Below are 13,522 nucleotides of genomic sequence, written 5' to 3' on the forward strand. Positions count from 1 at the left end.
AGGATGTAGTGCGCCTGCACAGTCATGTTCTTGGCGCCATCCCTGGCCATGTCCGTCGCCGGGGTGACAGACGCCTCCGGCGTCAACTCGGGGCAGAGCACGGCCTGGTACTCGATGAAGGGAACCACTTCGAAGGTCAACATGGCAAACAGGGCGGTTCGGCCCCTGGCGGCAAAATTCGCCGGCGCCGAGGCGAGATGCGTCCAGCCGCTTTCGCCCATGGCTGCCTCGGTGAAAGTCGTGCCGGCATGGACGGTGTTGGTCATCGTCACCACGCCATTCTGCTTCAGGATCTTCTGGATGCGGATGGTGACCTGATAGGCGTCGTCACGATCAAAGACGACCCGGCTTTTCAGGAACCGGTTTTCGACATTGACTAGCGGCGGGTTGAGGAAACGCAGGCCGAACGCGCTTTCGGAAATACCGTGGGTGTTGACGCTCACCTGATGCGCCTCGACACCGGCCTCGTATAGCGCGCGCTTGCCGATGATGGTCTGGGCGGTGAATTGATCGCACCAGAGGATGGCGCCGTGGCCGCGCTGCAAGGCCGACCGCAGCCCTTCCAGTCCCTCCAGCCGGATCGTCGGCGACCAGCGGCCAGCCACCAGATGTGCGGCAAGTTGCAGGCGGCGCCGATGGCGCGCCGCCAGCAATCCCTCGAACAGCTTGCATGTATCGATGCCATCGCCAAGCACCGCGCGTGTCGCGGCCGCGTAGGCCGGGAATTCCTTGCGCATATGGCGCTTGAGGCGAACCCTCGATATGCGGCCGCAGATCGGCGCCCACCAGCGCACCGGCAGCGCCGCTGCCACCACGAGATAGAAGACGGACAGCAGGCCTTCGCGAAGGTCCTTGTTGGAAAAGCGGCGAAACCGGCCGGGGTGAACCAGCTTGCGGCTGAAGAAGCGGACGTCCTCCGCCCGTTCCGGGACGAAGACGTCGGCGATGATTTCAGTGCGGAAACTGGCTGCCGATGGCAGCTTGCGGGCGGCCTTGCGGGATTTTACGAACCACCAAAGCCTCATCGGTCCAGCCCGTTCTTCGAACCCCGCTTTACTGCGTCGGCTTGGGACGTGCAAGGTCATGTCCGCGCTCAAGACTTCTGCAAATTTCGCTTGCCCTATACCTGGGGGACAGGCGTGTGCAACGCGAGCTGGCGCCCGCGACGCCGGACCGCTGATCGCTGACCGGCAGTCGCTATTCCATATACGGCGTCAGCACATCTTCGATCCATTTCATGAATGCGCGGACTCGGCGCGACAGATTGCTCCGATGTGCAACGACGAGGGATACGGCGAGCGCCCGTCGACGAAAATCGGGTATGATTTCGACAAGCGCTCCACTCTCCAAGTATCGGCCAATGCCCAAAAGTGGCGCCTGAATCACACCAAGGCCGGCGAGGGCGGCGGCTTCGTAGGTCTGCGCGCTGTTGACGTGCAGCGCACCTGGCAACTGAAGCGTCGCGTAGCTGTCGCCGTCCGGATATTCCCATCCATAGGGTCTCGCGCCCAGCACCGTCGAAAAGTGAATTGTCCTATGTTCCTGACGCTGGAGATCATCCAGCGACCGAGGGACGCCATGGCGCGCCAGATAGGCGGGACTGGCAGCGTTGGCCATGCGCAACAGGCCCAACGGGCGGGCGATCAGCGTTTCGTCGCGAATGGGTCCAAGCCGCAATACACAATCGAACCCCTCTTGAACCAGATCGACTTGCCGGTCCGTACTCGACACCTCCAGCTCCAATTGGGGGTGCGCCGCCATGAAATCCGGCAAGGCCGGCACGATCGTTGTGCGCGCCACTTCGGTCGGAAGGTCGACTCGCAAACGCCCGCGAAGTGCCACGCGATCGCCTGCGAACATCGAGTGCAGATCATCGACTTCAGCGAGCAGATCGCGGGCACGGGCATGAAATGCACGTCCGTCTTCCGTCAACCGCACGCTGCGCGTCGTCCGGTGCAGGAGCCTGACACCGAGATCTTCTTCCAGCTTCCGGACCGCCGTTGAGGCTCTCCCCTTTTGGATGCCAAGGCTGTCGGCTGCGCGGGTGAAGCTCCCCATTTCCGCTACCGTTATGAAAATGAGGATGGGTTCGAGATTTTGTATTTTCGTGCCCCGGTATTGTTCCCCAAAAAGAGAACAGTCGGTTCATTTCCTCGGTGTTTATCACGCCTGAGAGGCACAGTAAGCTTCGAATATGGGATCTCCCCATCGGAGAATGACAAGTGTCCGAAACTGTGAACCCGCATCAGACACCTGAAACTATGACCTTGCATCGCGCCCTGTGGGCCGGCCGGATAATGAGCGCGTTTGTCGTTATCGCTTTGATGACAGACGGCACTGTTCAGCTTTTCGCGCCGGCACGGGTCGCGAGCATGTTGCAGGAAACCGGGTTCGCGATGGATCTGACGCGCGTCGTGGGTCCGATCATCCTCGCCTGCGCCATCCTCTACGCCATCCCGGTCACCGCCGTCCTCGGCGCGATCCTGGTGACGGGCTTTTTGGGAGGTGCCATCTGCGCCCATCTCCGCATCGGTGAGTTGGGATCGCCGCCGGAAATCATTTCCCTGCTTCTGGGCGCGATGACCTGGGGCGGCCTCTATCTGCGCGATCCCCGTATCCGGGCCATTCTGCCGCTCATCCATTGAACCAACAGGGGCAGTTCTGTCCCTCAACATCAGGAGAAAACACATGTTCTTAGTAATGGGAATCACGGGAGTGGGCGGCGCGACGGCAAGGCATTTGCTAGCGCAAGGCAAAAAGGTGCGCGCGCTGGTCCGCGACCGTGAGAAAGCGTTGAGCTGGGCGAACCGGGGCGTGGAGCTGGTTGACGGCGATTGGAATGATTCGGCAGCCATCGAGCGGGCGCTCGAAGGCGTCGAAGGCGCGTTCGTCATGCTGCCCCCTGTCTGGGCGCCGTCGCCCGATTACAAGGAAGCAAAGGGCGTGATTGCAAGCTATGTCGAGGCGCTCACCAAGGCAGCGCCGCCGCGAGTGGTTGCGCTTTCGTCGATGGGCGCGAACAGAACCAGCGGGCACGGGGTGATCGCGGCCTTGTCCCTTCTGGAGCAAGATTTTCGCGAGCTGACATCGCCAGTTGCTTTTGTGCGCGCAGGCGGATTCTTCGAGAATTTTCTTTTCGGGTTGCAGGTCGCGCAGGGCGGAACGCTGCCGGCTTTCTACAATCCGACAAACCGGAAATCGACAATGGTCGCGACGAACGACATCGGCGCGGAATTCGCAACGCTTTTGACCGGGCCAACGTGGTCAGGGCAGCGCATCGTCGAGCTTGGTTCGATGGTCAGCGCGGATGAAGTCGCGGAGCAGTTGGGTGAAGTCCTGAATCTCGACGTGAAAGCCTTTGCAATCCCGCGTGCAGGGTGGGCGGAAGCGCTCGAACAATTCGGCATCCCGAAGGGCCACAGCGGACCTGCCGAAGAAATGTACGAGGCCGTGAATGCAGGATGGATGGACCTCGGTGTGGCGGGTACGGAGCACGTCGCGGGTACGACGTCCGCACGCGCTGTATTCGAGGCTGCGTCAAATGTGAACGGGTAGGCCAAAACTGCATGGGGTTCTCCGTGATTTCGAGCTTCGAAACCCGAGATTCGGAGAACTCCCTCCTTCAACGCACGAATCTCACATCTGTCTGAGCGCGGTCAGCTTGCAGTGGTTTATATCTGCGACGTCAGTTCAACCGGGAAATCGTCATTGTCGGCGTCGCGCATGGCGGCAAGGCTGCGATTGTCCAGCACTTCGGCGATCGCCTGCCGCACCTCCAGCATCATGTGGCGGACCTGGCAGGTCGCCTCGTCGCAATCCTCGCAGCGCTGATACTGCGTGCGGCTGGCGCAAGGGATCGGCGCCAGCGGCCCATCAAGCACGCGCACGACGTGGCCGATCTTGATTTCGGAGGCCGGCCGGGCGAGGCGATAGCCGCCTTCCTTGCCCTTGCGGCTCTGAACGAAGCCGGCATTGCGCAACTCGCCAAGGATGGCATCGAGGAATTTCTTCGGGATGTTGTTGGCCACCGCGATGTCATTGACGAAAGCCAATTGGCCGGCCGGCAGGCCGGACAGATGCACTAGGGCCTTGAGGCCGTATTTGCCTTTTTTCGTCAGCATGCCCAGATCAACCCATTGAAGCCCCAACCACTCGCATCTGGCGACTGTTTGTGTGCAAATAATGACGTTTTCGCCGCGCGATGATGTTTCGCGAAAACAAGCCGCCGGATTGCAGTTAGGCACAAACGCGTTGATTCTTTGTAACGTTTTGCACTGAGAAGGCGGATATTCCGCTGATAACCAGGTTTTCGGCGTTCAAAACGAAAAAAGCCGGCAGGGCGCCGGCTTTTCCGTCAACTGCGCAGATATCGCGGCCTTCAGCGGCTGCCGTAGGTCTGGTCGAGCAGGCCGCCAGCGGCGAAATGCTCTTTCTGCACTTTGTCCCAGCCGCCGAAGACGTCTTCCACCGTCAGCAGCCGGATATCGGGGAAATCGGCCTTGTATTTTGCCGCCACAGCGGCGTCGCGGGCTCTGAGGCCGTTGCGGGCGGCGATGTCCTGGCCCTCCGGCGTGTAGAGGAAGTCGAGATAGGTCTTGGCCAGATCGCGCGTGCCGTGCTCGTCGGCAACTTTGTCGACGATCGCGACGGGGAATTCGGCCAGCAGGCTGACCGTCGGAGTGACCTGCTCGAATTTGCCGTCGCCATACTCCTTGCGGATGCCGCGCGTCTCCGACTCGAAGGTGATCAGCACATCACCGATCTCGCGCTGCACGAAGGTGGTGGTCGCGGCGCGGCCGCCGGTGTCGAAAATCGGCACGTTGTTGAAAAGCTTGGTGATGAACTCCTTCACCTTGGCCTCGTCGCCCTTGAAGGCTTCCTTGGCGTAGGCGGTGGCCGCCAGATAGGTGTAGCGCGCATTGCCGGAGGTTTTCGGATTTGGGAAAATCACCTGCACGTCGTCGCGCACGAGATCGTTCCAGTCCTTGATATGCTTGGGATTGCCCGCGCGGACAAGGAAGGACGGCAGCGAATAGAAGGGCGAGGCGTTGTCGGGAAAATCCTTTTGCCAGTCGGCCGAGACGAGGTCCTTCTTGACCAGGAAGTCGATGTCGGTGACCTGGTTGAAGGTAACGACATCGGCGCCAAGGCCCTCGGCGATGGCACGCGCCTGCGCCGAAGTGCCGGCATGCGACTGATCGACCGTGACGCCCGGATGCTGCGCGATGAAGGCCTTGTTCACCTGCACGAACAGTTCGCGGCCGACGTCATAGGACGCATTGAGCAGTTTGTCGGCCGACCAGGCTTGGGAGGATGCAAGGAACAGGCCTGCGACGGTGGCAAGCCCGAGGAAAAATCGTCTCATGAAAACAGGCTCCGATGCAATTTATGGTGGGACCATAGCCGGGGTGCGTGGTGTGCGACGAGGCATGCGCCGTAGGTTCGTGGCCTCATCGTAGGAAAATATGTCGCCTAAGTCCATGAATGTTGGAATTCTGTTCCAGGAGAATGCTACCTTCGTCGGAGTTTTTCTGCGCCTTGTTTTGCGGCGCTGCATGGCATATACAAAAGGCATATACAAAAGAGCTGCAACATGCCCCAGAGCCGACATTCAACAACGCCGCCCAAGGAGGCGAAGCTGTTTCGCAACAACCGCAGCCAGGCGGTGCGCATTCCTGTCGAGTTCGAGCTTCCCGGCGAAAAAGTCCTGATCAGCCGGGAAGGCGATCGTCTTGTCATCGAGCCGGTTCGCAAACCTGGCCTCACCGCGTTGCTCGCCCAGTGGGCGAAAGAGCCGCCGCTCGATCCTGAAGATGACTTCCCCGAGATCTACGACACGCCAGTCAAATCCGAGGACATTTTCTAGATGCGGTTCATGCTGGATACGAACATTATCAGCGACATGATCCGAAACCCGGCTGGCAAGGCCGCGAGGGCAATGTCGCGCGAGGGAGATGACGCCGTTTGCACCAGCATCGTGGTCGCCTCGGAATTGCGATATGGCTGCGCCAAGAAGGGATCGGCCAAGCTGTTCAAGAAGGTTGAAGACTTGCTGGCCGAGATTCCTGTCTTGCCGCTCGATGTGCCGGTGGATGCCGAGTATGGCGGACTTCGCGCCGAGCTTGAAGCCGCGGGCCAGACCATTGGCCACAACGATCTTTTTATCGCCGCTCATGCCTGTGCATTGGGCACCACGCTGGTGACCGCCAACACGGGAGAGTTCAACCGGATCAGGGGCCTGAAGGTCGAGAACTGGCTGGCGTAGCCATAGACCAGAGGATCAAGCCGCCGGAAAAAGCTTCCAGCGTCCGGGGCGGAACGCCACCCGGCTTTTCTGCGCCGCGGGGTGATCGACCGGCAGTTCGATTTCGACCCGCTGGCGCTCTCCGCCGATCTCAAGCTCGACCCGGCGCGTGCCGGCGACGCGCCGGCTGGCGGCGACCGTGCCGGCGATGCAGCCGCTGCAGCCGTCCAGCAATTCGACATCGTGCGGGCGGAAGTAGAGCGTCGCATCGCCCGAGGGCTCGTTGGGCGCGGCAAGCCCGATCGGACGGTCGGCGAGCCAGATTTCGCCATTCTCGACCTTGACGGGAAGCGAGCTCGATTCACCGATGAAGCCGTAGACGAAGGGCGAGTTCGGCGTGTCGTAGATATCGTCGGCGGTGCCGACCTGCTCGATGCGGCCCTGGCTCATCACGACGACGCGGTCGGCAAGCTCCAGCGCCTCTTCCTGGTCGTGGGTGACGAAGACGGTGGTGTGGCCGGTGGCGTCATGGATTTCGCGCAGCCAGCGGCGCAATTCCCGGCGCACTTGCGCGTCAAGCGCGCCGAACGGCTCGTCGAGCAGCAGCACCTTGGGCTCGATCGCCATGGCGCGGGCTAGCGCCACGCGCTGCCTCTGGCCGCCGGAGAGCTGCGCCGGATAGCGCTTTTCGAGTCCTGAAAGCTGGACGAGGTCCAGAAGCTCGGAGGCGCGACGGCGGATCTCCTGCGCCGGCGGGCGCGACGGTCCGTGCCGGACCTTCAGGCCGAAGCCGATATTGTCCGCCACCGTCATGTGCCGGAACAGCGCATAGTGCTGGAAGACAAAGCCGACATTGCGCTCCTGGATGGACTTGTGCGAGGCGTCCTCGTCGCCGAAGAATATCTTTCCCCGTGTCGGCCGCTCCAGCCCGGCAATCAGCCTGAGCAGCGTCGTCTTGCCGGAACCGGACGGTCCCAGCAACGCGATCAGTTCGCCCGACTTGATGTCGAGCGACACGTCGTGAAGCGCCGGAAACCGGTCAAACTCCTTGCGCACGTTGGCAACGCGAACTTCCATAGTGGTCCCTTTGTCAGTGCCCGCGTGTCGCGGCGATCTCGGCGCCGTAGCGCATCTCGAGAAGTGTTTTCAAGACCAGCGTGACGAGCGCCAGGCCCGCAAGCAATGAAGCGACGGCGAAGGCACCGACGGCGTTGTACTCGTTGTAGAGGATTTCGACATGCAGCGGCATGGTGTTGGTCAGGCCGCGTATGTGGCCCGACACCACCGATACCGCGCCGAACTCGCCCATGGCACGCGCATTGCACAGGAGCACGCCGTAGAGCAGCCCCCATTTGACGTTGGGCAAGGTCACGTACCAGAAGGTCTGCCAGCCATTGGCGCCGAGCGAAAGCGCTGCCTCCTCGTCGCCATTGCCTTGCTCCTGCATCAGCGGGATCAACTCGCGGGCGACGAAGGGGAAGGTGACGAAGATTGTGGCCAGCACGATGCCCGGCACGGCAAACAGGATAACGATGCCATGCGCTTTCAGCCAGGTGCCGAGCAGCCCCTGGGCGCCGAACAGAAGCACATAAACGAGGCCTGATATGACCGGCGAGACCGAGAAGGGGAGGTCGATCAGCGTGGTCAGGAAGGCCTTGCCCTTGAACTCGAACTTGGCGATCGCCCAGGCGGCGGAGATGCCGAAGACGATGTTGAGCGGCACCGAGATCGCCGCCACCAGCAGCGTCAGCCGGATCGCCGAGCGCGTGTCGGCACTGCTGAGCGCTTCGGTGTAGGCACCGATGCCCTTGGCGAAGGCTTCGTTGAAGACGATGATCAGCGGCAAGAGCAGGAAAATGCCGAGGAAGGCGAAGGCGACGGCCATCAGAGCCAGGCGCGCAGGGCGGCTTTCCGTGACCGCCGCCGACTGGCTTTCATGATGCGGTTCGTAGGATTTGATCTCCGGGTCAGCCATAGCGCTTGCGGCTCCATGACTGTGCGAGATTGACGACCAAAAGCATGATGAACGACAGAGCGAGCATGATCGCCGCGATCGCTGTCGCCGCCGGATAATTGTATTCCTCCAACCGAATGACGATCAGCAGGGGTGCGATTTCTGATTTGTAGGGCAAGTTGCCGGCGATGAAGATGACCGAGCCGTATTCGCCGACGCCACGCGCGAAGGCGAGGGCGAAGCCGGTGACGATGGCCGGCGCCAGGCCCGGAAACAGGATGCGGGTGATGATCTGGAAGCGATTGGCGCCAAGCGTGGCGGCGGCTTCCTCCACTTCCTTGTCGATCTCCTCCATGATCGGCTGCACGGTGCGCACGACGAAGGGCAGCCCGATGAAGATCAGCGCGATGACGATACCGAGCGGCGTATAGGCGACCTTGATGCCGAGCGGCATCAGCAATTTGCCGATCCAGCCGTTCGGCGCGTAGAGCGTGGTCAGCGCGATGCCGGCCACAGCCGTCGGCAGGGCGAAGGGCAGGTCGACCATGGCATCGACGATGCGGCGGCCGGGGAAACGGTAGCGCACCAGCACCCATGCGACCAGCGTGCCGAAGACGACGTTGACCGCAGCCGCGACGAAGGCGGTGCCGAAGCTGATTCTCAGCGCATTGATGGTGCGGCGATCGGTGGCGATCGCCCAGAATTCAGGCCAGCCAAGGGCGGCCGAGCGCCAGAGCAGCCCGGATAGCGGGATGAGGATGATGAGGGTGAGGTAGGCAAGCGAGAAGCCGAGCGTCAATCCGAAACCCGGAATTACGCTCGGCTGCCTGAATCGCCACCCCGCCTGGGCGGGTGCTGTGGTCATGTCGTCCTGAATATCGACTGCTTACTGGGGCTTGTAGATCTGGTCGAATATACCACCATCGCCGAAATGATAAGGCTGTGCTTTTTTCCAGCCACCAAACTGTGGATCGTCGATGGTTACGAGCTTGATCGGCGGCAGCTTGGCGAGGTCCTCGGCCGGCACCAGATCGGGCTTGGCAGGACGATAATGGTTCTTGGCGATGATCGTCTGCGCTTCTTTGGAATAGAGCCAGCTCAGATAGGCTTCGGCGACCTTGCGCGTGCCCTTGGCATCGACATTGGCGTCGACCACCGCCACCGGCGGTTCTGCCAGGATGGAGGTCGGCGGGTAGACGATGTCGAAATTATCGGCACCGAACTCGTCGAGCGCCAGATAGGCCTCGTTTTCCCAGGCGATAAGCACATCGCCAAGACCCTTTTGCGCGAAGGTCACGGTCGAGCCGCGCGCGCCGGTGTCGAGCACCGGAGCATTGGCGTAGAGCTTGCCGACGAATTCCTTGGTCTTGGCCTCGTCGCCGCCGTCATTGGCGTTGGCGTAGGCCCAGGCGGCGAGATAGTTCCAGCGCGCGCCGCCGGAGGTTTTGGGATTGGGCGTAATCACCTGGACACCGTCCTTGACGAGGTCGCTCCAGTCGTGAATGCCTTTGGGATTGCCCTTGCGGACGAGGAAGATGATGGTCGAGGTGTAAGGCGCTGAATTGTTTTCGAATTTGGTGCGCCAGTCCGGATTGATCTTCTTCGCCTTCGAGACGATGGCGTTGATGTCGCCTTCAAGTGCCAGCGTCACCACATCGGCGTCGAGGCCGTCGATCACGGCGCGGGCCTGGGCGCCCGATCCGCCATGCGACTGCTGGACGGTGACGGTCTCTCCGGTCTCGGCCTTCCAATGCGCGACGAAAGCTTCGTCATAGGCCTTGTAGAGCTCGCGTGTCGGATCGTAGGACACGTTGAGAATGGTGGTATCGGCAAACGCGAAACCGAGCGTGCCGAACTGGACAGATGTGGCGACCAGTGCGCCGAGCAGTTTCCTGAAATGAGGTTTGGTCATTTCTGCCTCCGTTGAACCCGCGCCAAATCTACCGAATTGGTAGAAATTAGATGCATTCAATGTTGCCTTTTTTGCCCCTCTTGAGAAAATGTTCGACGCTATTTCGCCGTTAGGAGAAATATTTTCCTCTTGCGGCCTAAGGAAGAATCCATGGCCCGGCCACTCAGCCTATCTAGCAAGGGGCGGTGCCGAGGCAAGGTGTGGAATTTGGTCGGGTGGATCAATCTGCGGTGATGGGAAAGTCGAAACGCTGTCTGGCGAACGGTTCGCTTTTCAGCGTGAAGTGCCACCATTCCCTTGCATAGTTCTTGAAGCCGCCGGCGCGCATGGCGTCGACAAGCATCTTGCGGTTTGCCGCCGCTTCACTGGCAAGGCCGCGGTGGGCGGTTTCGCTCATCGGATCAAAGCAGTCGAAACCGGTGCCGAAATCGAGCGTGTCGGCATCGCCCGCGCCGCAGGCCTGGTTCGGGCTGGACCTGCGGTCCGTCCGGGCGACGGCGACATCGACGGTCGAGCCACGTGAATGGGTCGATAGTTCTCCGACATAACCCTTGGCGATCAGCTCACTGCGCCTGACCTTCGGATACCATTGTGGATCGGGCGACCCGCCATCGCGCGTCCATTCATTCATGTCGGCGACGGCGCGGGCAGGGCGGTAGCAATCGAACAACACCAGGGTCAGGCCTTTGGCGGCGATCGCTTTCTGGACGGCGGACAGTGCCTTTGCCGCCTGCTCGGTGAGGATGCAGGCCGGGGCGTCATAGCCGTCCACCTTGCGATGCAGAAAATTGTCCGATCCGGCGTAGCGTATGTCCTGGCGGATCGAGGGATCGACATCGGCGAGCCGGACGAAGCCGGCGGGCAGGGCATCGGCCAAAGCGGGGAGGGTGGTTGCCGCGACAAGGACTGTTGCTGCCAGTGCCGAGGCTGCCGACAAGAACGGATTGCGCGAGGGGTGCCTTGGAACAACCATGGGCAAGTGTCTGCTATCCTCTGCCTTGGAAAGCTAAGCCTATGAATCGCTTGCAGCCGTCTATTCGACAAACACCTTCACACTCGCCGCACGCCCTGCGGCGTCGATGACGGTCAGCGTCGAATAGCCGGCGCCGTCGGGCTGCCAGGTCGCGGTGCGGCGACGATCGATGCCTGCCAGCGGCTTGCCGTTGGCGAGCCAGCGGAACGGCGCACGGCCGCCTTGCAGCTTCAGCACCAGTGGCGAGGCGTCGGCCGAATTGGTGCCGAGATCGACGCGGGCGCCGTCAGGCGGGAAGATGATGGTCGGTGCGGGTTCGCTCACCGTCGCCTGCACCAGGCCATCCGACCCGGCGCCGAAGCGGGCGAGCGTCACCGGCAGGTCCTCGCGTCTGGGGCTGAACATGCCGGGCGGTTTGCCCGGCAAGGGGACGGTGGCGAGGCCCGAGCGGACAAAACCCTCGAACAGGATGGGAGCCGCCGAGACATAGCCGGAAAGGCCGGGCACCGCGCCGGCATCGGGGCGGCCGACCCAGACGCCCAGCACGTAGCGGCCGTCGAAGCCGACCGACCAGGCGTCGCGGTATCCGTAGGACGTGCCGGTCTTGTAGGCGATGCCGCGCTGCAAGGCCCCCTCGGGCGGCTTGACCCCTGACAATATGTCGATGATCTGCCAGTTGGCCTGACCGTCGAGGATGGTGGCGCTGGTGCGCTCGGCATCGGCAGGCTCGGTGCCGTCATGCAGCGTGTGCGTCTTGCCGCCATTGGCGAGCCCTGTGTAGAGCTGGACGAGGTCGCGCAATGTCACCCCGACGCCGCCCAGACCGATGGCCAGGCCCGGGGCTTCGTTGACCGGCAGTATGGGGCTGACGCCGGCCTGGCGGAAGCGCGCCATCAGCCGCGTTGGCCCGACCGCGTCGAGCACGCGGATCGCCGGCACATTGAGCGACAATTGCAGCGCTTGCCGGATGCTGACATCGCCCTGGTAGCCCATATCGAAATTCTTCGGCCGGTAGCCGGAGAAATCGACGGGGCTGTCGTCGATCAGCGTTTCCTGCGCCACCAGGCCCTGTTCGAAGGCCAGGCCGTAGATGAAGGGCTTCAGCGTCGAGCCGGGCGAGCGGACGATCTTTGTCATATCGATCCAGCCGGAGCGGCTGGCGTCGAAGAAATTGGCCGAGCCGACTTCACCAAGGATGTCGCCGGTGCGGGAGTCGGCCAGCACCATGGCGACCGAGAGGCGGGGGCCGAGCTTGGTGGCCGCGTCCCTCGCCACCTGTTCCAGCCCCTCCTGGACGCTCTTGCGGATCGTCAGCTGCAAGGGCTGGCCGGGGACGGCCTTGGGCAACATCGCATAGGCGGCGTGCGCGGCGAGCGCCGGCAGCGTGCGGCGCAGGTCCGAGACATCGTCGAGGGCGGCCCGTGCGGCCTCGCGCTCGCCGAGCAGGCGGGAGGAGACCATTCGGGTCAGCACCCGGTCGCGGGCGGCGTGGGCGATCTTCAAATTGCGGTCGGGCCGGCGCTTTTCCGGCAGTTGCGGCAGAGCGACGAGCAGGGCGGCCTCGGAAACGGTGAGCCGTTTCGGCTCCTTGCCGAAATAGGCGAGCGAGGCGGCGCGCACGCCTTCCAGATTGCCGCCATAAGGCGCCAGCGTCAGGTAGCGTTCGAGGATCTCGCGTTTCGACAGCCGCCGCTCTATCTGGATGGCGCGCAGCATCTGCTTGACCTTGGAGCCGAGGCTGCGGCTTTCGCGCGGCTCGATCAGCCGGGCAAGCTGCATCGAAAGCGTCGAGCCGCCGGAGACGATGCGGCCGCTGGTGGCGAACTGGCCGGCGGCGCGGGCCAGCGCCAGCACGTCGACACCTTCATGGTCCCAGAAACGCTTGTCTTCGTAGGTGACCAGCATGTCGACGAACTGCTTGTCGACCTGGTCGAGGCGGGTTTCGAGCCGCCAGTAGCCGTCCGGCGTGGCGAAGGCGCGCAACAATTCGCCGTCGCGGTCCTGGACTTCGGTGGAGACCGTGAGTTCGGCTGGAAGCGGGGGTGGGAAGGCACGGTCGAGCGCCCAGAGGGTGGTGGCGGCAATTGCGGTGAGTCCAATGAGGGAGGCTCCTGCAACGGTCGTGCGACGAAGGAACTTCTTGGAAAGCATGGCGCCGCCCCTCATCCGGCTGCCGCCACCTTCTCCCCGTATAGTGACGGGGAGAAGGGTGCTGTCATGGCCGTTGGCGCTTTTCCCGCAACGTTCAAAGTTGGCGAAAGCTTTGTTGCAGGCCTCTTTCTCCCCGTCACTATACGGGGAGAAATGCCCGGTGTCCGAACCGGATAGATAGGTAACAGAATGGACTGATTAGATGGGTGACAGTTTTCTTGTCCGCCGGGAGGACCGGCGATGGTTTGGCGAGAGACTGGCATCATGGATGAGCGGCTTCGGTTTGTT

At 62.3% G+C, this 13,522-nt stretch carries 14 protein-coding genes; 4 read left to right on the top strand and 10 right to left on the bottom strand.

Going from position 1 to position 13,522, the window contains the following annotated elements; translation table 11 throughout:
- Both EN749_RS17950 and EN749_RS17955 read right to left on the bottom strand, forming a co-directional pair.
- The coding region (locus EN749_RS17950; protein ID WP_128363629.1) for a hypothetical protein at positions 1-1,025 on the bottom strand (1,025 nt) is incomplete at its 3' end.
- A 172-nt stretch (positions 1,026-1,197) separates the two neighbouring features.
- Entirely contained in the window at positions 1,198-2,103 is a 906-nt protein-coding gene (locus tag EN749_RS17955) for a LysR family transcriptional regulator (protein ID WP_128363630.1), read from the bottom strand.
- A gap of 119 nt (positions 2,104-2,222) precedes the next feature.
- Here EN749_RS17955 and EN749_RS17960 point away from each other — a divergent pair, with 119 nt between their 5' ends.
- Both EN749_RS17960 and EN749_RS17965 read left to right on the top strand, forming a co-directional pair.
- On the top strand, positions 2,223-2,645 hold the full coding sequence (locus EN749_RS17960; protein ID WP_127270225.1) for a DoxX family protein: 423 nt from the start codon (positions 2,223-2,225) through the stop codon (positions 2,643-2,645).
- A gap of 43 nt (positions 2,646-2,688) precedes the next feature.
- Entirely contained in the window at positions 2,689-3,555 is an 867-nt protein-coding gene (locus EN749_RS17965; RefSeq protein ID WP_128363631.1) for an NmrA family NAD(P)-binding protein, read from the top strand.
- 116 nt (positions 3,556-3,671) lie between these two features.
- Here the strand turns inward: EN749_RS17965 and EN749_RS17970 are convergent, their stop codons facing one another.
- Together EN749_RS17970 and EN749_RS17975 are read right to left on the bottom strand one after the other, a co-directional pair.
- A complete protein-coding gene (locus tag EN749_RS17970) occupies positions 3,672-4,121 on the bottom strand; it encodes an Rrf2 family transcriptional regulator (RefSeq protein WP_013530871.1) in 450 nt (149 codons plus the stop codon).
- Between the two features lie 257 nt (positions 4,122-4,378).
- The gene (locus EN749_RS17975; protein ID WP_127271870.1) at positions 4,379-5,365 is read right to left on the bottom strand and encodes a sulfate ABC transporter substrate-binding protein; all 987 of its coding nucleotides are present in this window, start codon (positions 5,363-5,365) and stop codon (positions 4,379-4,381) included.
- A gap of 228 nt (positions 5,366-5,593) precedes the next feature.
- Between EN749_RS17975 and EN749_RS17980 the strand changes: the two genes are divergently transcribed.
- Together EN749_RS17980 and EN749_RS17985 are read left to right on the top strand one after the other, a co-directional pair.
- Positions 5,594-5,866 (top strand): antitoxin, encoded by a 273-nt coding sequence (locus EN749_RS17980; protein WP_127271402.1) that lies wholly within the window; start codon positions 5,594-5,596, stop codon positions 5,864-5,866.
- Positions 5,867-6,265: a type II toxin-antitoxin system VapC family toxin gene (locus EN749_RS17985; protein WP_127809945.1), complete on the top strand. Its 399-nt coding sequence runs from the start codon at positions 5,867-5,869 to the stop codon at positions 6,263-6,265.
- Positions 6,266-6,280: 15 nt separating this feature from the next.
- Here the strand turns inward: EN749_RS17985 and EN749_RS17990 are convergent, their stop codons facing one another.
- The 6 genes from EN749_RS17990 to pbpC form a co-directional block, all read right to left on the bottom strand.
- Positions 6,281-7,321 carry a sulfate/molybdate ABC transporter ATP-binding protein gene (locus tag EN749_RS17990; protein ID WP_127381770.1) on the bottom strand — a complete coding sequence of 347 codons (1,041 nt, stop codon included), beginning with the start codon at positions 7,319-7,321 and terminating at the stop codon, positions 6,281-6,283.
- Between the two features lie 13 nt (positions 7,322-7,334).
- Positions 7,335-8,219: a sulfate ABC transporter permease subunit CysW gene (gene cysW, locus EN749_RS17995; protein ID WP_127809946.1), complete on the bottom strand. Its 885-nt coding sequence runs from the start codon at positions 8,217-8,219 to the stop codon at positions 7,335-7,337.
- A complete protein-coding gene (cysT, locus tag EN749_RS18000) occupies positions 8,212-9,063 on the bottom strand; it encodes a sulfate ABC transporter permease subunit CysT (protein ID WP_013530875.1) in 852 nt (283 codons plus the stop codon). The genes cysW and cysT overlap by 8 nt, the downstream gene beginning before the upstream one ends.
- A 21-nt stretch (positions 9,064-9,084) precedes the next feature.
- Positions 9,085-10,110 carry a sulfate ABC transporter substrate-binding protein gene (locus tag EN749_RS18005; protein WP_127271865.1) on the bottom strand — a complete coding sequence of 342 codons (1,026 nt, stop codon included), beginning with the start codon at positions 10,108-10,110 and terminating at the stop codon, positions 9,085-9,087.
- A gap of 220 nt (positions 10,111-10,330) precedes the next feature.
- Positions 10,331-11,083 carry a M15 family metallopeptidase gene (locus EN749_RS18010; protein WP_128363633.1) on the bottom strand — a complete coding sequence of 251 codons (753 nt, stop codon included), beginning with the start codon at positions 11,081-11,083 and terminating at the stop codon, positions 10,331-10,333.
- Positions 11,084-11,143: 60 nt separating this feature from the next.
- Positions 11,144-13,234 carry a penicillin-binding protein 1C gene (pbpC, locus tag EN749_RS18015; protein WP_128363632.1) on the bottom strand — a complete coding sequence of 697 codons (2,091 nt, stop codon included), beginning with the start codon at positions 13,232-13,234 and terminating at the stop codon, positions 11,144-11,146.
- Between the last annotated feature and the right edge of the window lie 288 nt (positions 13,235-13,522).

This window comes from Mesorhizobium sp. M7A.F.Ca.ET.027.02.1.1, from assembly GCF_004022985.1.
GTDB lineage: Bacteria > Pseudomonadota > Alphaproteobacteria > Rhizobiales > Rhizobiaceae > Mesorhizobium.